Below are 18,282 nucleotides of genomic sequence, written 5' to 3'. Positions count from 1 at the left end.
CATGCTGATCCCTCGCAGGGTCAAGCACCGCAAGCAGCACCACCCCAAGCGCCGCGGCGCCGCCAAGGGCGGTACCGAGGTGACGTTCGGCGAGTACGGCCTGCAGGCCGTCACCCCGGCGTACGTGACGAACCGGCAGATCGAGTCCGCTCGTATCTCCATCACTCGTCACATCAAGCGTGGTGGCAAGGTGTGGATCAACATCTACCCCGACCGTCCGCTGACCAAGAAGCCTGCCGAGACCCGCATGGGTTCCGGTAAGGGTTCGCCGGAGTGGTGGATCGCGAACGTGCACCCGGGTCGGGTCATGTTCGAGCTGTCCTACCCGAACGAGAAGGTTGCTCGTGAGGCGCTCACCCGCGCTGCTCACAAGCTTCCGATGAAGTGCCGGATTGTCCGGCGCGAGGCAGGTGAGAGCTGATGGCCGGCACGAAGGCTGCTGAGCTGCGCGAGCTGGACAACGAGGGTCTCGTTGCGCAGCTGCGTGAGCGCAAGGAGGAGCTGTTCAACCTCCGCTTCCAGGCGGCGACCGGGCAGCTCGACAACCACGGGCGCCTCAAGCTCGTCAAGAAGGACATCGCGCGTATTTACACCCTGATGCGCGAGCGCGAGCTGGGCATCGAGACGGTGAAGGACGCCTGATGACTGAGAACACCAACGAGACGCGCGGTTTCCGCAAGACCCGTGAGGGTCTCGTCGTCAGCGACAAGATGGACAAGACCGTCGTCGTCGCCGTCGAGGACCGCGTCAAGCACGCGCTGTACGGCAAGGTCATCCGCCGTACCAACAAGCTGAAGGCGCACGACGAGGCCAACGCCTGTGGCATCGGCGACCGCGTTCTCCTCATGGAGACGCGTCCGCTGTCCGCGACGAAGCGCTGGCGCGTCGTCGAGATCCTCGAGAAGGCCAAGTAACGAACGCGATTGGGCGCCGTCGTATGTGCCTGAGGTCCACGTCCGCATGCGGATGGGGATGCTCGGGTGAGCAGCGGCGGGCCCGGTCCCGATCGTTGACGATCAGGAGAAAGACGTGATCCAGCAGGAGTCGCGACTGCGAGTCGCCGACAACACGGGCGCGAAGGAAATCCTTTGCATCCGCGTTCTCGGTGGCTCCGGCCGGCGCTACGCGGGCATCGGCGACGTCATCGTGGCGACCGTCAAGGACGCGATCCCCGGTGGCAATGTGAAGAAGGGCGACGTGGTCAAGGCCGTCATCGTCCGGACCGTGAAGGAGCGCCGTCGTCCCGACGGTTCCTACATCCGGTTCGACGAGAACGCCGCCGTCATCCTCAAGAACACCGACGGTGACCCGCGCGGTACCCGCATCTTCGGCCCGGTGGGCCGTGAGCTGCGCGAGAAGAAGTTCATGAAGATCATCTCGCTGGCGCCGGAGGTGCTGTAACCGATGGCTAACAGCATGAAGATCAAGAAGGGTGACCTGGTCCAGGTCATCACCGGCAAGGACAAGGGCAAGCAGGGCAAGGTCATTCAGGCCTTCCCGACGACGTCCAAGGTCCTGGTCGAGGGTGTCAACCGGGTCAAGAAGCACACCAAGGCCACGCCCACCGCCAACGGCTCCAAGGCCGGCGGCATCGTGACCGTCGAGGCCCCGATCCACGTCAGCAATGTTCAGCTGGTTGTGGAGAAGGACGGCAAGAAGGTCGTCACCCGCGTCGGTTACCGCTTCGACGACGAGGGCAACAAGATCCGTGTTGCCAAGCGCACCGGTGAGGACATCTGATGACCGACACCTCGATTGAGAAGGTCAGCCCCCGCCTCAAGGAGCGTTACCGCTCCGAGGTCAAGGGTCAGCTGCAGGAGCAGTTCAGCTACGAGAACGTCATGCTGATCCCCGGCCTGGTCAAGGTCGTGGTCAACATGGGTGTGGGCGAGGCCGCTCGCGACTCGAAGCTGATCGACGGTGCGGTCAAGGACCTCACCGCGATCACCGGCCAGAAGCCGACCGTGACCAAGGCTCGCAAGAGCATCGCGCAGTTCAAGCTGCGTGAGGGTCAGCCGATCGGCGCCCACGTCACCCTTCGTGGTGACCGCATGTGGGAGTTCCTTGACCGCCTGGTCTCGCTTGCGCTCCCGCGCATCCGCGACTTCCGCGGCCTGTCGCCGAAGCAGTTCGACGGCAAGGGCAACTACACCTTCGGTCTGACCGAGCAGGTGATGTTCCACGAGATCGACCAGGACAAGGTCGACCGCCAGCGTGGTATGGACATCACCGTGGTGACCACCGCCCAGACCGACGACGAGGGCCGGGCGCTGCTGCGGGCTCTCGGCTTCCCGTTCAAGGAGAGCTGACCCATGGCGAAGAAGGCACTGATCGCCAAGGCGGAGCGCAAGCCGAAGTTCGGCGTCCGGGGTTACACCCGGTGCCAGCGCTGCGGCCGTCCGCACTCCGTGTACCGCAAGTTCGGCCTCTGCCGTGTCTGCCTTCGTGAGATGGCGCACCGCGGCGAGCTGCCGGGCGTGACCAAGAGCTCCTGGTAATCCTCCAGAAAGCTCGAAGGTAAGCAACCTCGCGTCAGCCGGGCTCCCGGCCTCCTGTAACCTAGGGAGGTCGGGGCCCGTGCTGCCCCGAATTCGTCTTACTACACCGTAGGTCCCGTGCCCCTTCTGCAAATGAGGCGCGCGGAAACCGCGGTGAGAGAGGCCACAGGCCATCATGACCATGACCGACCCGATCGCAGACATGCTGACGCGTCTGCGAAACGCGAACTCGGCCTACCACGACACCGTCGCGATGCCGCACAGCAAGATCAAGACTCACATCGCCGAGATCCTCCAGCAGGAGGGTTACATCACCGGCTGGAAGGTTGAGGAGCCGAAGGAGGGCGAGGTCGGCAAGAAGCTGACCATCGACCTGAAGTTCGGCCCGAACCGTGAGCGCTCGATCGCTGGCATCAAGCGCATCAGCAAGCCGGGTCTGCGGGTCTACACCAAGTCCACCGCTATGCCGAAGGTGCTCGGCGGCCTGGGCGTGGCGATCATCTCCACGTCTGCAGGTCTGCTCACCGGACAGCAGGCAGCCAAGAAGGGCGTGGGTGGGGAAGTCCTCGCCTACGTCTGGTAATTCAGGGAAACGGAGGTACAGCAATGTCTCGCATTGGACGGCTGCCCATCCCGGTTCCCGCCGGCGTGGACGTCACCATCGATGGCCGGACGGTCTCGGTGAAGGGCCCCAAGGGTTCCCTCGCCCACACCGTCGCCGCGCCGATCGACATCGCCAAGGCTGAGGACGGCACTCTGCTCGTCTCGCGCCCGAACGACGAGCGTATGTCGAAGGCCCTGCACGGCCTGACCCGCACGCTGGTGGCGAACATGATCACCGGCGTGACCGCGGGCTACCGCAAGTCGCTCGAGATCAGCGGCGTTGGTTACCGTGTCGCGGCGAAGGGCTCCGACATGGAGTTCCAGCTCGGCTACAGCCACCCGATCCTGGTCCCGGCCCCGGAGGGCATCTCCTTCGTGGTCGAGTCGCCGACCAAGTTCCACGTGGACGGCATCGACAAGCAGAAGGTCGGCGAGGTCGCCGCGAAGATCCGCAAGCTGCGTAAGCCTGACCCGTACAAGGCCAAGGGCGTTAAGTACGCGGGCGAGGTCATCCGCCGCAAGGTCGGAAAGAGTGGTAAGTAACCCATGACTGTCGGTGTGAAGATCGGCAAGGGCAACGGCTACAAGGCCGCCGCCCGTAAGCGCCGCGCCATCCGCGTCCGCAAGCGCGTCTCCGGAACTCCGGTTCGTCCGCGCCTCGTGGTCTCTCGGTCCAACCGCCACATCGTGGCGCAGGTGATCGACGACCTCGCGGGCCACACGCTGGCTTCGGCGTCCACCCTCGACGTGTCCATCAAGGGCAACGAGGCAGACAAGACCGAGCAGGCGAAGAAGGTCGGGGCCCTGGTCGCTGAGCGCGCCAAGGCTGCCGGCATCGAGCAGGTCGTGTTCGACCGCGCGGGCAACCAGTACGCAGGCCGCATTGCGGCTCTCGCGGACGCTGCCCGTGAGGCCGGTCTGGACTTCTGACCCGCCCGCCACAGGCTGACGGACGTAAACGAGAGAGGTAAATCCAATGGCTGGACCCCAGCGCCGCGGTAGCGGCGCCGGCGGCGGCACCGGCGGTGGCGAGCGGCGGGACCGTAAGCGCGATGGTCGTGACGGCAACGCCGTCGTCGAGAAGACCGCCTACGTCGAGCGCGTCGTAGCGATCAACCGTGTCGCCAAGGTTGTCAAGGGTGGTCGTCGTTTCAGCTTCACCGCGCTGGTCGTGGTGGGCGACGGTGACGGCACCGTGGGTGTCGGTTACGGCAAGGCCAAGGAGGTGCCGGCCGCCATCGCCAAGGGTGTTGAGGAGGCCAAGAAGCACTTCTTCAAGGTCCCCCGTATCCAGGGCACCATTCCTCACCCCATCCAGGGCGAGAAGGCCGCGGGCGTCGTCCTGCTCAAGCCGGCTTCCCCGGGTACCGGCGTCATCGCCGGTGGTCCGGTGCGTGCCGTGCTCGAGTGCGCCGGCGTGCACGACATCCTGTCGAAGTCCCTGGGCTCCGACAACGCGATCAACATCGTCCACGCGACCGTGGCCGCGCTGAAGGGCCTTTCGCGCCCCGAGGAGATCGCCGCCCGTCGTGGTCTGCCGCTCGAGGACGTCGCTCCGGCCGCGCTGCTGCGCGCCCGGGCCGCTGGGCAGGGGGCTGCGTAATGGCTCGCCTGAAGATCACCCAGGTCAAGTCCTACATCGGTAGCAAGCAGAACCACCGTGACACCCTGCGTTCGCTTGGTCTCAAGCGCATGCACGATGTGGTCGTGAAGGAGGACCGTCCCGAGATTCGCGGGATGGCCCAGACCGTCCGCCACCTCGTCACGGTCGAGGAGGTGGACTGAGATGGCGGAGCAGAACCCGCTGAAGATCCACAACCTGCGTCCCGCCCCGGGTGCCAAGACCGCCAAGACCCGTGTCGGTCGTGGTGAGGCATCCAAGGGTAAGACCGCTGGTCGTGGTACCAAGGGTACGAAGGCCCGTTACCAGGTTCCGCAGCGCTTCGAGGGTGGCCAGATGCCCCTTCACATGCGCCTGCCGAAGCTGAAGGGTTTCAAGAACCCGTTCCGTGTCGAGTTCCAGGTCGTGAACCTCGACAAGCTGGCCGCGCTCTACCCGCAGGGTGGAGAGGTCACGGTCGAGGACCTGGTCGCGAAGGGCGCGGTTCGCAAGAACTCGCTCGTCAAGGTGCTCGGCACCGGTGAGATCGCGGTTGCGCTGCAGGTTTCGGTTGACGCCGTCTCCGGCTCCGCTGCCGAGAAGATCACCGCCGCCGGCGGCACGGTGACCGAGCTCATCTGAGCTCGACGCTGACGCGTAGACAAGGCCCGGTTCCCCTCAGGGGAACCGGGCCTTGTCGTATGGTGCCGCGTCTTCTTGTTTCGCGTCCCAGCGTCCCAGCCCCTCAGCGCCGCAGGGTCAGCAGCCCGATGGTGAGGCCGTTGACGTAGTCGACCTGGGAGACCTTGTAGGCCTTGGTCAGCGCGGCGCGCTGCGCCACGGGGAGGGGGCTCAGCGGGTTGCTGCTGCGGTCGAAGGTCACCACCCAGACCCGCGGGGCGCCGGTCAGGCAGGTCGCCGGGGCCGCGCACTCCTGCGTCAGCAGGTCGTCCCTCTCGGCCGCGGGAACGGCGGCGAAGAGGTCGTGCGGCTTCACCGAGCTGGGCAGGTAGTAGGCGATCCCGAGATCGTCCATGTACCGGGCCGCGCCGCCCCGCTCCGGGACTATGGCGTCGCCGTGCTCGTAGCCGGAGGCGATGATCTTCGCGGCGCTGGGCCAGTCCGTCGAGGTGTGCGCCCAGGGCGTCCGGGAGTGCAACTGGGCCGGCACGGCCAGCGCCGCCACCAGGACGAGCGCCGCCGGCGCGGTCCAGCGCCCCCACGGCAGCCGGTCCACCCCCACGGCCGCGAGGATCGTCCAGAGCGGAAGGACGAAGAGCAGGTAGCGCTCCACCCAGTACGAGCTCGACCCCTGCGAGACGATCCAGACCGTCACCACCGGCAGGACCGGCACCGGCAGGTACCGCAGACCCGGACGTCGCAGGCAGGCCACGGCGGAGAGGGCCAGCAGCACGACCAGCACCGCCCAGGAGCCGACCAGTTCGTGCAGCAGGCCGGGGAAGGCGAACGGGTTCGGCCGGGTGACCCAGCTGATCTGGCGCTCCGCCTGGTCGCGTCCCATGGCCAGCAGCGGCGTCAGCGCCAGCAGCGCCAGCAGCGTCGCCGGGAGGAAGCCCCGCCAGGCGCGCCTGCGGTGGGTGATCAGCAGCCAGAGGTGGGCGGTCAGCACGCTCAGGGCGACCAGGTGCAGCATCCCGACCAGGACCACCGAGCCCGCGTAGCCGAGCCATCGGAGCACCGTCCGGCGCCGGCCGGGATCCTCCTGGCAGTCGAGGATGCGCAGCAGCAGCCAGGTGGAGAGCAGCACCGCGGCCGAGACCATCGCGTAGGCGCGCGCCTCCTGCGCGTACCGGGAGGTCAGCGGAACGACGGCGAAGAGCAGACCGGCCCAGATCCCGACGCGCGTCCCGAACAGCCGCTTGCCGACGACGGCGGTCAGCCCCGCCGTGACGCCGGTCATCAGCACGCTGGGCAGCCTGAGGCTGACGGGGGAGTCCCCGAAGAGCTGCATCCAGAAGTGCAGGAAGAAGTAGTAGAAGCCGGAGACCGCGTCCACGTGGTCCAGCAGCCCCCAGAGCTGGCCGAGACTGCGGCGCGCGGCGCTCCAGCTGGCGAGCTCGTCGCGCCAGAGCAGCGGGCGGCCGAGCTGCCAGGCGCCCAGGAGGAGTGCCAGCAGTGCGGGCGGAGCCCACACGGGCAGTCGTCGGAGCAGCAAGCGAGCCTCAGTCGTAGAAATTCGTCCCCACAGCGGAATCCCTGTCTACCAGGCCCGGAACGGCCGCCGGGCGGCATGTGGCGGTATTCATGGGCAGTTCACGGCTCGATTACTCCGTCAGGGGGACGCGGCGCGTTGACGGCTGCCCAAATCGGGCAGATGCTCCCCGAAGGGCCGTCAGCCTGAAGCCGGCCTTAGCTCGGCCGGGTTCACTGCTTCATTCGTGTGGCCACAGGCTGTTAGAGTCCGTGGAGTCCAGTTGTAGGTTGGCCCCCCGTCTCGGCAGACGACCCAGGCGGAGCCCCCCGATCCACCGTCCCTCCCGCCGCCTCGGCCGGGAGCAGCAGGAGGCCCCGTGCTCACCGCGTTCGCCCGGGCGTTCAAGACGCCTGACCTGCGCAAGAAGCTGCTGTTCACGCTGGCCATCATGGTCGTGTTCCGGATGGGTGCGCACATCCCCGTCCCGGGCGTGAACTACGCGGGCGTGCAGTCCTGCCTCGCCACCATGAACAAGGGTGGCGGCAACCAGCTGTTGGGCCTGGTGAACCTGTTCAGTGGCGGTGCGCTGCTGCAGATCACCATCTTCGCGCTGGGGATCATGCCCTACATCACGTCGAGCATCATCCTGCAGCTGCTGACGGTGGTGATCCCGCGCCTGGACGCCCTGAAGAAGGAGGGCCAGGCCGGGCAGACGAAGATCACGCAGTACACCCGGTACCTGACCATCGCCCTGGCGATCCTGCAGGCGACCGCGATCTCCGCCACCGCGCAGACCGGCGCCCTCTTCGGCAACGCCTGCCCCGGCACCACCGTGGTCCCCGACCAGTCGGTCTTCACCGTCGCGACGATGGTCATCACCATGACGGCCGGCACCACCGTGATCATGTGGCTGGGTGAGCTCGTCACCGACCGCGGCATCGGCAACGGCATGTCGATCCTGATCTTCACCTCGGTCGCCGCGCAGTTCCCCTCGCAGCTGTGGAGCATCAAGGCGAGCAAGGGCTGGCTGACCTTCGGGTTCGTCATCCTCATGGGTCTGGCCATGGTCGGCCTGGTGGTCTTCGTCGAGCAGGCGCAGCGCCGGATCCCGGTCCAGTACGCGAAGCGCATGATCGGACGCCGGGCCTACGGCGGCACCTCGACCTATATCCCGCTCAAGGTGAACCAGGCGGGTGTGATTCCCGTCATCTTCGCCAGCTCGCTGCTCTACATCCCGGCCCTGGTGGTCCAGCTCAGTGGCAAGACCAACTCCGGCTGGGGTCTTTGGGTCACGAACAACCTGACGAAGAGCGATCACTGGCTGTACATGGTCCTGTACTTCGTCCTTATTGTCTTCTTTGCCTTCTTCTACGTCGCCATCTCCTTCAACCCCGAGGAAGTGGCCGACAACATGAAGAAGTATGGTGGTTTCATCCCGGGCATCCGGGCCGGCCGCCCGACGGCGGAATACCTGAACTACGTGCTGACCAGGATCACCTGGCCGGGCTCTCTCTACCTGGGCCTGATCGCTCTGGTACCCCTGATCGCACTCGGGCTGTTCAAGTCGTCTTCGAATTTCCCGTTCGGCGGTACGAGCATCCTCATCGTTGTGGGTGTCGGCCTTGAAACTGTCAAGCAGATCGAGAGCCAGCTCCAGCAGCGCAACTACGAAGGGTTCCTCCGCTGATGCGTATCGTCCTCGTCGGGCCGCCCGGGGCCGGGAAGGGTACTCAGGCCGCGCTGCTGGCCAAGACCCTGTCCATCCCGCACGTGTCCACCGGTGACCTGTTCCGCGCGAATATCAGCCAGGGCACGGAGCTGGGTCTCCTCGCCAAGAGCATCATGGACACCGGCAAGCTCGTACCTGACGAGGTCACCATCGCGATGGTGAAGGACCGGCTCCAGCAGTCGGACGCCGCCCCCGGTTTCCTGCTCGACGGCTTCCCGCGGAACACGGCTCAGGCCGTGGCACTGGACGCGATCCTCAAGGACTTCGGCATCGCCCTCGACGGCGTGCTGGACCTGGAGGTCCCCGAGGACGAGGTCGTGCGTCGCATCGCCGGCCGCCGCATCTGCCGCAACGACAGCGCGCACGTCTTCCACGTGCTGTACAACGCTCCGGCGGTCGAGGGCGTCTGCGACGTCTGCGGCGGCGAGCTGTACCAGCGCGGGGACGACACCGAGGAGACGGTGCGCACCCGGCTCGAGGTCTACCACACGGAGACCGAGCCGATCATCGAGTACTACGAGAAGCAGGGTCTGGTCACCACCATCCCGGCGCTCGGCAAGGTCAGCGAGGTCACCGAGCGCGCGATCGCCGCGCTGAAGGCCAACGCGAACGGCTGAGTTCCTACTCACGCTCCGGCCGTGACACCCTTGGAGGGGTTGTCACGGCCGGAGCGTTTTCCTGTGTCCGGCCCTACGTTGCTGGTGGAGAGGCGAGAAGAGCGCATGGTTGAGATCAAGACCCCCGAGCAGATCGCGAAGATGCGCGAGGCCGGGCTGGTCGTCGCCGAGGCGCTCAAGGCCGCCCGCGAGGCGGTGGTGCCCGGCGTGACGACCGGCGAGCTGGACGCGGTCGCCAAGAAGGTCATCGAAGGCGCCGGCGCGAAGTCCAACTTCCTCGGCTACCACGGCTTCCCCGGTGTGATCTGCGCCTCCGTCAATGACGAGGTGGTCCATGGCATCCCCGGCGACCGGGTGCTGAATGACGGCGACATCATCTCCATCGACTGCGGCGCGATCGTCGACGGCTGGCACGGCGACGCCGCGATCACCGTCTTCGTCGGCGGTGGCCACGCGCCCGAGCTGCACGACCTGAGCCGCACGACCGAGGAGTCGATGTGGGCCGGGATCGCGGCGGTCAAGAAGGGCAACCGGCTCTCCGACATCAGCCGGGGGATCGAGTCGTACATCCGCCGTCAGCCGCTGCCGCCCAAGGGCAAGTACGGCATCATCGAGGACTTCGGCGGCCACGGCATCGGCACCGCGATGCACATGGATCCCCACCTGCTCAACTACGTGGACCGTCGGCGGGGTCGGGGCATGAAGCTCGTGCCGGGCTTCTGCATCGCGATCGAGCCGATGGTCTCGCTGGGCACGCCGAAGACGCACACGCTCGAGGACGAGTGGACCGTCAAGACCAACGACGGGACCTGGGCCTCCCACTGGGAGCACTCGATCGCCCTGACGGAGGACGGCCCGTTGGTGCTGACGGCGTTCGACGGCGGCCGCGGAAAGCTCGCCGAGCTGGGGATCGTTGCCGCACCTGACCCGCTTGGGTGAGTTGCACGATCTCTAGGGGCGCGAGGCCCGGGGTGGCTTGTCGCGCAGTTCCCCGCGCCCCTGGCGTGCTGCCCTCCGGACGATTTCGCGTTCACTTGCCCACTGACGTAGACTGCTGTGTCGGCTCACTCGTAGCTTGCTTTCGCACGTCCTCGCCCGGCAGGGCCGAGGTGAACCCGGTCAGGGTTCATGCGTGAGTGCCGACTACGGTAGTCGATTCCGGAAGGCGAATTCCGCAGGATTATGGCCAAGAAGCAAGGCGCCATCGAGATCGAGGGCACCGTGATCGAGTCTCTGCCGAACGCGATGTTCAAGGTAGAGCTGCAGAACGGTCACAAGGTTCTCGCGCACATCAGCGGCAAGATGCGCATGCACTACATCCGCATCCTCCCGGACGACCGGGTCGTCGTCGAGCTCAGCCCGTACGACCTGACCCGTGGTCGCATCGTCTACCGGTACAAGTAACCAGCAGATCCAGACCCGGAGAACCTGAGTCAGATGAAGGTCAAGCCGAGCGTCAAGAAGATCTGCGACAAGTGCAAGGTGATCCGCCGTCACGGTCGGGTCATGGTGATCTGCGAGAACCTGCGCCACAAGCAGCGCCAGGGCTGATTTCACCCCCTGTACGGGTCGTAACTCTTCGCGCGACGCGAAAAACAACATGAAGCGGGATGCCCGATCCGCTCGTTCTCTTTGATGGAACGGGTGGACTGCCACCCCCGGTCGGAGGCCGGGGCTCGATCAGCGGGAGCTGAACGAGTAGGCGTCTCGTCAGACCTCCGAAGAAACAACAGGAGCCAATCGATGGCACGCCTCGCCGGCGTTGATCTCCCCCGCGAAAAGCGGATCGAGATCGCCCTCACCTACGTGTACGGCATCGGCCGCACCCGGGCCCAGCTGGCCCTGGCCGAGACCGGTGTGGACGCGAACATCCGTGTTCGCGACATCACCGAAGACGACATGATCAAGCTCCGCGAGTACGTGGACGCCAACTTCAAGGTCGAGGGTGACCTCCGCCGTGAGGTCGCGGCCGACATCCGCCGCAAGGTCGAGATCGGCTGCTACGAGGGCCTGCGTCACCGCCGTGGCCTTCCGGTCCGCGGTCAGCGCACCCACACCAACGCGCGTACCCGCAAGGGCCCGCGTCGCGCGATTGCCGGCAAGAAGAAGCCCGGCAAGAAGTAGTCCGCCCCACACACCGGACTTCCATCCGGCCCGCTGGGCTAGCGGACCGACCACCTCATCAGGAGATTTCAGCTTATGCCTCCCAAGGGCCGTCAGGCTGCCGGCGCGAAGAAGATCCGCCGCAAGGAGAAGAAGAACGTCGCTCACGGGCACGCCCACATCAAGAGCACGTTCAACAACACGATCGTCTCGATCACGGACCCGTCCGGCAACGTGATCGCGTGGGCGTCCTCGGGCCACGTCGGCTTCAAGGGCTCCCGCAAGTCGACTCCGTTCGCCGCGCAGATGGCCGCCGAGGCCGCTGCCCGCCGCGCGCAGGAGCACGGCATGCGCAAGGTCGACGTCTTCGTCAAGGGCCCGGGTTCCGGTCGTGAGACCGCGATCCGCTCCATCCAGGCCACGGGCCTGGAGGTCGGCTCCATCCAGGACGTCACCCCCACCCCGCACAACGGCTGCCGCCCGCCGAAGCGCCGTCGCGTCTGACGGTTCGCCGTTTGCTCGCTTCGTCGAAGCGAGCAACCGTCGCGTCTGACGGTTCGCCGTTTGCTCGCTTCGTCGAAGCGAGCAACCGTCGCGTCTGACGCACGCGCTTCGCGACACGCGTAGCACCTTGGGATACGGTCTCGGGTTCGCCCGGAGGCCGTATCCTTGCTTTCGTCGGCATCAAATAGTGGGTGCCGAAGATCTAACTGGAGGATTTCCCTCATGCTGATCGCTCAGCGTCCGTCGCTGACCGAAGAGGTTGTCGACGAGTTCCGCTCCCGGTTCGTCATCGAGCCGCTGGAGCCGGGCTTCGGCTACACCCTCGGCAACTCGCTCCGTCGTACCCTCCTCTCCTCGATCCCGGGCGCCGCTGTCACCAGCATCCGGATCGATGGCGTGCTGCACGAGTTCACCACCGTGCCGGGCGTCAAGGAGGACGTCACCGACCTGATCCTCAACATCAAGCAGCTGGTCGTCTCCTCGGAGCACGACGAGCCGGTCGTGATGTACCTGCGCAAGCAGGGCCCGGGTCTGGTCACCGCCGCTGACATCGCGCCCCCGGCCGGTGTCGAGGTCCACAACCCCGAGCTCGTCCTGGCCACGCTGAACGGCAAGGGCAAGCTGGAGATGGAGCTGACCGTCGAGCGCGGTCGCGGCTACGTCTCCGCCGTGCAGAACAAGCAGTCCGGCCAGGAGATCGGCCGTATCCCGGTCGACTCGATCTACAGCCCCGTGCTGAAGGTCACCTACAAGGTCGAGGCCACGCGTGTCGAGCAGCGCACCGACTTCGACAAGCTGATCGTCGACGTCGAGACCAAGCCGGCCATGCGTCCGCGCGACGCGATGGCGTCGGCCGGTAAGACCCTGGTCGAGCTGTTCGGTCTCGCCCGCGAGCTGAACATCGACGCCGAGGGCATCGACATGGGCCCGTCCCCGACGGACGCCGCCCTTGCCGCTGACCTGGCGCTGCCGATCGAGGAGCTCGAGCTCACGGTCCGCTCCTACAACTGCCTCAAGCGCGAGGGCATCCACTCCGTGGGTGAGCTCGTCGCCCGCTCCGAGGCCGACCTGCTCGACATTCGCAACTTTGGTGCGAAGTCGATCGACGAGGTCAAGGCGAAGCTGGCCGGCATGGGCCTGGCCCTCAAGGACAGCCCGCCCGGATTCGACCCGACCGCCGCGGCGGACGCCTTCGGCGCCGACGACGACGACACGGGCTTCGCGGAGACCGAGCAGTACTGAGACTCCGGTCTCTGACTCTCCTGGGTACGGGACCGCTTCGGCGGTCCCGTATTCTTGTGAGCTGTATGTCTAAGTCGTGCGGACGCATCTGTCCGTACGCCCGGTTCGGTTCCTCATACGGCCGACTCCGGATATTGAAGGAGACACCATGCCTCGTCCCGCCAAGGGTGCCCGCCTCGGCGGCGGCCCGTCCCACGAGCGTCTGCTGCTCGCTGGTCTGGCTCGCGAGCTGTTCCAGTACGGCCGCATCACCACGACGGAGGCCAAGGCCCGCCGCCTGCGTCCGTACGCGGAGAAGCTGATCACCAAGGCCAAGAAGGGTGACCTGCACAACCGCCGCGAGGCGCGCAAGGTCATCACCGACGTCGCGGTGCTGCACACCCTGTTCACCGAGATCGGCCCGCGCTACGCGAACCGTCCCGGTGGCTACACCCGCATCACCAAGATCGGCTCGCGCCGTGGCGACAACGCGCCCATGGCCGTCATCGAGCTGGTCGAGGCCCTGACCGTGGCCCAGACGGCCGTCGGCGAGGCCGAGGCTGCGACCAAGGTCGCCGCGAAGACGGAGGAGACCGCGGCGGAGTAAGTCTCCCCCGCGTGATCCACCCTCAGGGGCGCGAGGAACTGCGCGAGCAACCACCCAGTGCGGATGGCCCTGCTCGTTCGGCGAGTCACCACACACGGTGGCTTGTCGCGCAGTTCCTCGCGCCCCTAGGTGTTCGCAACGTCCCCTGTGCATGGAGAATCCCGCTGTGACCTGCGAAGAAGAACCCCGTCGGGACGGCCCGGCCGGCGGCTACGTCCGCATCCGGCTGGACCTGGCCTACGACGGCGCGGAGTTCTCCGGGTGGGCGCGGCAGAAGAGCGGTCGGCGGACCGTGCAGGAGGAGCTGGAGGAGGCGATCAAGGTCGTCACCCGGCAGCCCGCCGTCTTCCCGCTGACCGTCGCCGGCCGCACCGACGCGGGCGTGCACGCCCGAGGGCAGGTCGCGCACGTGGATCTGCCCGGGACGGTATGGGCAGCCGAAGGCGACAAGCTGATGCGTCGCCTCGCCGGGCGCTTGCCCGGGGACATTCGGGTGTGGCGGCTGTCGGTCGCTCCGGACGGGTTCGACGCGCGGTTCAGTGCGATCTGGCGGCGGTACGCCTACCGGATCTGTGACACCCAGGGCGGTGTCGATCCCCTGCGGCGCGGCCACGTGCTCTGGCACGATCGGCCCCTCGACGTCCCGCTGATGAACGAGGCCGCCCGGCTGCTCATCGGCGAGCACGACTTCGCCGCCTACTGCAAGAAGCGCGAGGGCGCGACGACCATCCGCGAGCTGCTGGAGTTCTCCTGGGAGCGCGCCGAAGGCGACTCGCTGCTCGGGCCTGACGTGCCCGGACTCGTGATCGGGACCGTGAGGGCCGACGCGTTCTGCCACAACATGGTGCGGGCGCTGGTCGGCTCCATGCTGCTGGTCGGTGGCGGGCAGCGGGCGGTGGACTTCCCGGGCCAGGTGCTCGCCGGGGGCGTGCGGAACTCCGCCGTCAACGTGGTACGGCCCTACGGGCTGACCCTGGAGGAGGTCGGCTACCCGGCCGACGAGCTGCTCGCGGAGCGAAACCGCGCCGCGCGCCGGCTGCGCGTCCTCGGGGCGCGCGTAAGCGCGTGAGCGCGTCTCAGTGGACGCCTGCCTCCGCACGGCCCCGGTCGGCGAGGGTCTGGAAGGCCAGGGCGGCGAGGTCGTTGCTCGCCGCCAGCGCCGCCTTGTCGTTGGCAGGGACGGGCTTGCCGGTCGGGTAGCCGGCGACCGTGAAGTACGCGTAGCGGCCGATCGCGTTCGCCGAGAGCCGGCAGACCTCGCCGCGGCAGAACGGCTTCACCGCGCCGCCGAAGAGCGACTGCAGGTTCCCCGCCGTGGCCTGCTGCTTCACCGCGGTCGCCTGGGCTGCGGAGTCGAAGACGGCGATGCCGACGGTGACCTCGGCCGCGCCGTTGCCGTAGGTGGCCCGGAAGACGCCCTGGCAGCCGTTCTTCGCCAGCACCGCGGCCAGCGGCGCGGAGGTCGCGGCCGCGCAGTTGGATGTGGCTGTCAGCGCCTGGGTGTAGACATGGTTGCCGACAGTGATGCGTGTGCCGGGGAAGAGCGTCGCCGCGCTGAGCGGCGCCTTGTCGGTGGCGGCGCTGGAGAGCAGCGCGAGCGGGTCGAGCAGGGTCGGGCTCGGCGTCGGCTGCGCGGGGGGAGCGGCAGGAGCGGATGACGGCGGGGCCGAGGGTGTGGCGGACGACGCGCTCGCGGCGGGGCTGTGAGCCGGTGCCGGGGTCGCTGTGGCGTGCGGGTGCGGGCTCAGGGCCACGGCGACGGCGGTGCCGGCCGCGCCCAGGAGAACCAGGACCAGCGCCAGGCGGCGCACGCGTCGGCGGCGCGGCGGGGCGGGGTTGTCTGCGGAGGGGCCGTCCCAGTCGGCGGCCGCAGGGGCGCCCTCGGGCTTCGGGTCGGTCGGCAGGCCGGGGCGTATCGCGAAGGTGGTCGCGGTCCGGGCGGCGCCGCTCGACGGTGCCGTGCCCTGCTGCGGTTCGGGCATCGGCGGGATCGGCGCGCCCGGTCTGATCCGGACGGCGGCGCTGCGGGCCGCGCTGCGGGCCACGTGCCGCGCGCGGGCGCGCAGCCTGCCGCTGCCCGGCGCGTAGCGCGTCGGGATCTGGCCGTGCGGCTGTTCGCCGCGCCGGGGGAGGGGTGGCTGCTGACGGTCCTGCCCAGACCCTGTCGTCATGCGCCGGAATCGTAGTAGGTCATTCCATGTGTTCCGCCATCGCCGAGGTGAGGGGCCTGTGGAAAACCCGTTTTGCCCTGCGACCGCGGGCGGCGAGAATCGCTGACCATGGGACATGTCGAGATCTCGCACCTGGAGTACTACCTGCCGGACGGGCGGGTGCTGTTCGACGACGCGTCCTTCCGGGTCGGCGAGGGCGCGGCCGTCGCGCTGGTCGGGGCCAACGGAGCCGGCAAGACGACGCTGCTGCGCCTGATCGCGGGCGATCTGCAGCCGCACGGCGGCACAGTGACGGTGAGCGGTGGCCTGGGCGTGATGCGCCAGTTCGTCGGGACGACGGGCCGGGGGTCGCCGCTGGCGGAGGACGCCTCGGTACGGGACCTGCTGGTCGCCGTCGCGCCGCCGAAGGTCAAGACCGCCGCGCTGGCCGTCGACGCCGCCGAGCTGGCGATGATGGCGGAGGAGGACGAGAAGACGCAGCTGGCCTACGCGCAGGCGCTGGCCGACTGGGCCGACGCGGGCGGCTACGAATACGAGACCACGTGGGACGTCTGCACCGTCGCCGCGCTGGGCACTCCCTACGAGCGGGCGCAGTGGCGCTCGCTGGCCACCCTCTCCGGCGGAGAGCAGAAGCGGCTGGTGCTGGAGGCGCTGCTGCGCGGCACCGACGAGGTGCTGCTGCTGGACGAGCCGGACAACTACCTGGACGTCCCCGGCAAGCGCTGGCTGGAGGAGCAGATCCGGCAGACCCGCAAGACTGTGCTCTTCGTCTCGCACGACCGGGAGCTGCTGGCCAACGCCGCCGAGAAGATCGTCAGCGTCGAGCCGGGCATCGACGGCAGCGAGGTCTGGGTGCACGGCAGCGGCTTCGCGACCTATCACGCGGCCCGTGAGGAGCGCTTCGCGCGCTTCGAGGAGCTGCGCCGCCGCTGGGACGAGAAGCACGCGCAGCTGATGAAGCTGGTCCTGGACATGCGCCAGTACGCGGCCCGCTCGCACGAGATGGCCTCCCGCTACCAGGCGGCCACGACCAGGCTGCGCAAGTTCGAGGAGGCCGGCCCGCCGCCGGAGCCGCCCCGCAAGCAGGAGATCACCATGCGGCTCAAGGGCGGCCGCACCGGCGTGCGTTCCTTCGCCTTCGAGAAGCTGGAGCTCACCGGGCTCATGCAGCCGTTCGACCTGGAGGTCTACTACGGCGAGCGGGTCGCGGTGCTGGGCTCGAACGGCTCGGGCAAGTCGCATTTCCTGCGGCTGGTCGCGGGGCAGGACGTCGCGCACACCGGCGTCTGGAAGCTGGGCGCGCGCGTCGTCCCCGGCCACTTCGCGCAGACGCACGCGCACCCCGAGCTCTACGGCCGGACCACCCGCGAGATCCTGGAGACCGAGCACGCGCTGGACCGCAAGGCGGCCATGAGCTCGCTGCGCCGGTATGAGCTGCATCACCAGGAGGACATTCGCTTCGAGAGCCTCTCCGGCGGCCAGCAGGCCCGGTTGATGATCCTTCGGCTGGAGCTCTCCGGGGCCACCGCGCTGCTGCTGGACGAGCCGACGGACAACCTCGACCTGGAGAGCGCGGAGGCGCTGCAGGAGGGCCTGGAAGCCTTCGAGGGCACCGTCCTGTCGGTCACCCACGACCGCTGGTTCGCCCGCTCGTTCGACCGCTTCCTGGTCTTCGGGGAGGACGGCCGGGTCTACGAGGCGCCCGAGCCGGTGTGGGACGTCGCGCGGGTGGTTCGGGAACGCTGAACGGCGACGTAGACTTGTCGACAGCTTGTGGATAACCAGCACGGTTCGTGGTGCGCGTTTTGACCCGCCCGCCACCGTGCCGGTATTCTGCGAGTTCGTTGTGCGTATTGGCTCGCTCTATCTCACGTGAGAGGTCGGTACGCCGGTCCGCCAGGCCGATGAGTAGCGGCACTGATCACCCGATTGCGTCCGGGTCCAGTGCTCAGGCTGCTCCGATCGTCCGGTGGCCCTGTCAGGCACACACTCACTGAAAAGCGAAGGCTACGACCGTGCGTACGTACAGCCCCAAGCCCGGCGACGTCCAGCGTCAGTGGCTCGTCATCGACGCCCAGGACGTTGTCCTCGGCCGTCTGGCCTCTCAGGCCGCCATCCTCCTCCGGGGAAAGCACAAGCCGGTGTACGCGCCGCACCTCGACATGGGTGACTTCGTCGTCATCATCAACGCCGACAAGGTGCACCTCTCCGGCAACAAGAAGACCCAGAAGCTGGCCTACCGCCACTCTGGCTTCCCGGGTGGTCTGCGGTCCGTCCGCTACGACGAGCTGCTCGACAAGAACCCCGAGAAGGCCGTCGAGAAGGCCATCAAGGGCATGCTCCCGAAGAACACCCTGGGCCGTCAGATGCTCTCGAAGCTGAAGGTCTACTCGGGCGACCAGCACCCCCACGCTGCGCAGCAGCCGGTGCCGTTCGAGATCACCCAGGTCGCGCAGTAATACCGGCCACCCCGA

General features: G+C 67.7%; 27 protein-coding genes. 25 read left to right on the top strand and 2 right to left on the bottom strand.

The window, feature by feature from the left end; translation table 11 throughout:
- Position 1: 1 nt before the first annotated feature.
- The 13 genes from rplP to rplO all read left to right on the top strand — a co-directional run bounded on the left by rplP (position 2) and on the right by rplO (position 5,343).
- Entirely contained in the window at positions 2–421 is a 420-nt protein-coding gene (gene rplP, locus ABIA32_RS07335) for a 50S ribosomal protein L16 (protein WP_037605715.1), read from the top strand.
- Positions 418–642, top strand: coding sequence for a 50S ribosomal protein L29 (rpmC, locus tag ABIA32_RS07330; RefSeq protein WP_370093164.1), 225 nt, complete (start codon positions 418–420; stop codon positions 640–642). Before rplP ends, rpmC begins: the two co-directional genes overlap by 4 nt.
- Positions 642–914, top strand: coding sequence for a 30S ribosomal protein S17 (rpsQ, locus tag ABIA32_RS07325; RefSeq protein WP_037605711.1), 273 nt, complete (start codon positions 642–644; stop codon positions 912–914). Before rpmC ends, rpsQ begins: the two co-directional genes overlap by 1 nt.
- 115 nt (positions 915–1,029) lie before the next feature.
- Entirely contained in the window at positions 1,030–1,401 is a 372-nt protein-coding gene (gene rplN / locus ABIA32_RS07320) for a 50S ribosomal protein L14 (RefSeq protein ID WP_042451761.1), read from the top strand.
- Positions 1,402–1,416: 15 nt separating this feature from the next.
- Entirely contained in the window at positions 1,417–1,740 is a 324-nt protein-coding gene (rplX, locus tag ABIA32_RS07315) for a 50S ribosomal protein L24 (RefSeq protein WP_037605708.1), read from the top strand.
- Positions 1,740–2,309, top strand: a complete 570-nt coding sequence (gene rplE, locus ABIA32_RS07310; RefSeq protein WP_370093038.1) for a 50S ribosomal protein L5 — start codon at positions 1,740–1,742, stop codon at positions 2,307–2,309. Before rplX ends, rplE begins: the two co-directional genes overlap by 1 nt.
- Before the next feature lie 3 nt (positions 2,310–2,312).
- Positions 2,313–2,498, top strand: a complete 186-nt coding sequence (locus ABIA32_RS07305; protein ID WP_037575347.1) for a type Z 30S ribosomal protein S14 — start codon at positions 2,313–2,315, stop codon at positions 2,496–2,498.
- Positions 2,499–2,673: 175 nt separating this feature from the next.
- Complete coding sequence (gene rpsH, locus ABIA32_RS07300) at positions 2,674–3,081, top strand: 30S ribosomal protein S8 (protein ID WP_370093037.1); 408 nt, start codon at positions 2,674–2,676, stop codon at positions 3,079–3,081.
- 23 nt (positions 3,082–3,104) lie between these two features.
- Complete coding sequence (rplF, locus tag ABIA32_RS07295; RefSeq protein WP_370093036.1) at positions 3,105–3,644, top strand: 50S ribosomal protein L6; 540 nt, start codon at positions 3,105–3,107, stop codon at positions 3,642–3,644.
- A 3-nt stretch (positions 3,645–3,647) separates the two neighbouring features.
- The gene (gene rplR / locus ABIA32_RS07290; protein ID WP_037605700.1) at positions 3,648–4,031 is read left to right on the top strand and encodes a 50S ribosomal protein L18; all 384 of its coding nucleotides are present in this window, start codon (positions 3,648–3,650) and stop codon (positions 4,029–4,031) included.
- Positions 4,032–4,077: 46 nt separating this feature from the next.
- Positions 4,078–4,704 carry a 30S ribosomal protein S5 gene (rpsE, locus tag ABIA32_RS07285; RefSeq protein WP_042451769.1) on the top strand — a complete coding sequence of 209 codons (627 nt, stop codon included), beginning with the start codon at positions 4,078–4,080 and terminating at the stop codon, positions 4,702–4,704.
- The gene (gene rpmD, locus ABIA32_RS07280; protein ID WP_042367653.1) at positions 4,704–4,886 is read left to right on the top strand and encodes a 50S ribosomal protein L30; all 183 of its coding nucleotides are present in this window, start codon (positions 4,704–4,706) and stop codon (positions 4,884–4,886) included. Before rpsE ends, rpmD begins: the two co-directional genes overlap by 1 nt.
- Position 4,887: 1 nt before the next feature.
- A complete protein-coding gene (rplO, locus tag ABIA32_RS07275; protein WP_370093035.1) occupies positions 4,888–5,343 on the top strand; it encodes a 50S ribosomal protein L15 in 456 nt (151 codons plus the stop codon).
- Between the two features lie 103 nt (positions 5,344–5,446).
- Here the strand turns inward: rplO and ABIA32_RS07270 are convergent, their stop codons facing one another.
- Entirely contained in the window at positions 5,447–6,877 is a 1,431-nt protein-coding gene (locus ABIA32_RS07270) for a glycosyltransferase family 39 protein (RefSeq protein ID WP_370093034.1), read from the bottom strand.
- Positions 6,878–7,232: 355 nt separating this feature from the next.
- Here ABIA32_RS07270 and secY point away from each other — a divergent pair, with 355 nt between their 5' ends.
- The 10 genes from secY (at position 7,233) to truA (ending at position 14,706) form a co-directional block, all read left to right on the top strand.
- Positions 7,233–8,543, top strand: coding sequence for a preprotein translocase subunit SecY (secY, locus tag ABIA32_RS07265; RefSeq protein WP_370093033.1), 1,311 nt, complete (start codon positions 7,233–7,235; stop codon positions 8,541–8,543).
- Entirely contained in the window at positions 8,543–9,202 is a 660-nt protein-coding gene (locus ABIA32_RS07260) for an adenylate kinase (protein ID WP_370093032.1), read from the top strand. The genes secY and ABIA32_RS07260 overlap by 1 nt, the downstream gene beginning before the upstream one ends.
- 105 nt (positions 9,203–9,307) lie before the next feature.
- Positions 9,308–10,141 (top strand): type I methionyl aminopeptidase, encoded by an 834-nt coding sequence (map, locus tag ABIA32_RS07255; RefSeq protein WP_370093031.1) that lies wholly within the window; start codon positions 9,308–9,310, stop codon positions 10,139–10,141.
- Positions 10,142–10,384: 243 nt separating this feature from the next.
- A complete protein-coding gene (infA, locus tag ABIA32_RS07250) occupies positions 10,385–10,606 on the top strand; it encodes a translation initiation factor IF-1 (protein ID WP_003956442.1) in 222 nt (73 codons plus the stop codon).
- A gap of 33 nt (positions 10,607–10,639) precedes the next feature.
- Entirely contained in the window at positions 10,640–10,753 is a 114-nt protein-coding gene (gene rpmJ, locus ABIA32_RS07245; RefSeq protein WP_009740505.1) for a 50S ribosomal protein L36, read from the top strand.
- A gap of 192 nt (positions 10,754–10,945) precedes the next feature.
- Positions 10,946–11,326: a 30S ribosomal protein S13 gene (rpsM, locus tag ABIA32_RS07240; RefSeq protein WP_370093030.1), complete on the top strand. Its 381-nt coding sequence runs from the start codon at positions 10,946–10,948 to the stop codon at positions 11,324–11,326.
- A gap of 75 nt (positions 11,327–11,401) precedes the next feature.
- On the top strand, positions 11,402–11,809 hold the full coding sequence (gene rpsK, locus ABIA32_RS07235) for a 30S ribosomal protein S11 (RefSeq protein WP_030251538.1): 408 nt from the start codon (positions 11,402–11,404) through the stop codon (positions 11,807–11,809).
- 222 nt (positions 11,810–12,031) lie between these two features.
- Positions 12,032–13,051: a DNA-directed RNA polymerase subunit alpha gene (locus ABIA32_RS07230; protein ID WP_370093029.1), complete on the top strand. Its 1,020-nt coding sequence runs from the start codon at positions 12,032–12,034 to the stop codon at positions 13,049–13,051.
- A gap of 148 nt (positions 13,052–13,199) precedes the next feature.
- On the top strand, positions 13,200–13,637 hold the full coding sequence (gene rplQ, locus ABIA32_RS07225; protein ID WP_370093028.1) for a 50S ribosomal protein L17: 438 nt from the start codon (positions 13,200–13,202) through the stop codon (positions 13,635–13,637).
- A 166-nt stretch (positions 13,638–13,803) separates the two neighbouring features.
- Positions 13,804–14,706, top strand: a complete 903-nt coding sequence (gene truA / locus ABIA32_RS07220; RefSeq protein WP_370093027.1) for a tRNA pseudouridine(38-40) synthase TruA — start codon at positions 13,804–13,806, stop codon at positions 14,704–14,706.
- A gap of 7 nt (positions 14,707–14,713) precedes the next feature.
- Here truA and ABIA32_RS07215 read toward each other — a convergent pair whose 3' ends face one another.
- Positions 14,714–15,808, bottom strand: coding sequence for a hypothetical protein (locus ABIA32_RS07215; protein ID WP_370093026.1), 1,095 nt, complete (start codon positions 15,806–15,808; stop codon positions 14,714–14,716).
- A gap of 108 nt (positions 15,809–15,916) precedes the next feature.
- Here ABIA32_RS07215 and ABIA32_RS07210 point away from each other — a divergent pair, with 108 nt between their 5' ends.
- Both ABIA32_RS07210 and rplM read left to right on the top strand, forming a co-directional pair.
- Complete coding sequence (locus ABIA32_RS07210) at positions 15,917–17,554, top strand: ABC-F family ATP-binding cassette domain-containing protein (RefSeq protein ID WP_370093025.1); 1,638 nt, start codon at positions 15,917–15,919, stop codon at positions 17,552–17,554.
- A gap of 269 nt (positions 17,555–17,823) precedes the next feature.
- The gene (gene rplM / locus ABIA32_RS07205; RefSeq protein ID WP_370093024.1) at positions 17,824–18,267 is read left to right on the top strand and encodes a 50S ribosomal protein L13; all 444 of its coding nucleotides are present in this window, start codon (positions 17,824–17,826) and stop codon (positions 18,265–18,267) included.
- The last annotated feature ends 15 nt before the right edge of the window (positions 18,268–18,282 follow it).

The sequence above is a fragment of the Streptacidiphilus sp. MAP12-20 genome, assembly GCF_041262525.1.
Taxonomy (GTDB): domain Bacteria; phylum Actinomycetota; class Actinomycetes; order Streptomycetales; family Streptomycetaceae; genus Streptacidiphilus.
Note: the sequence above shows the minus strand (reverse complement) of the source record. Positions and strands in the feature narration are given on the sequence as shown.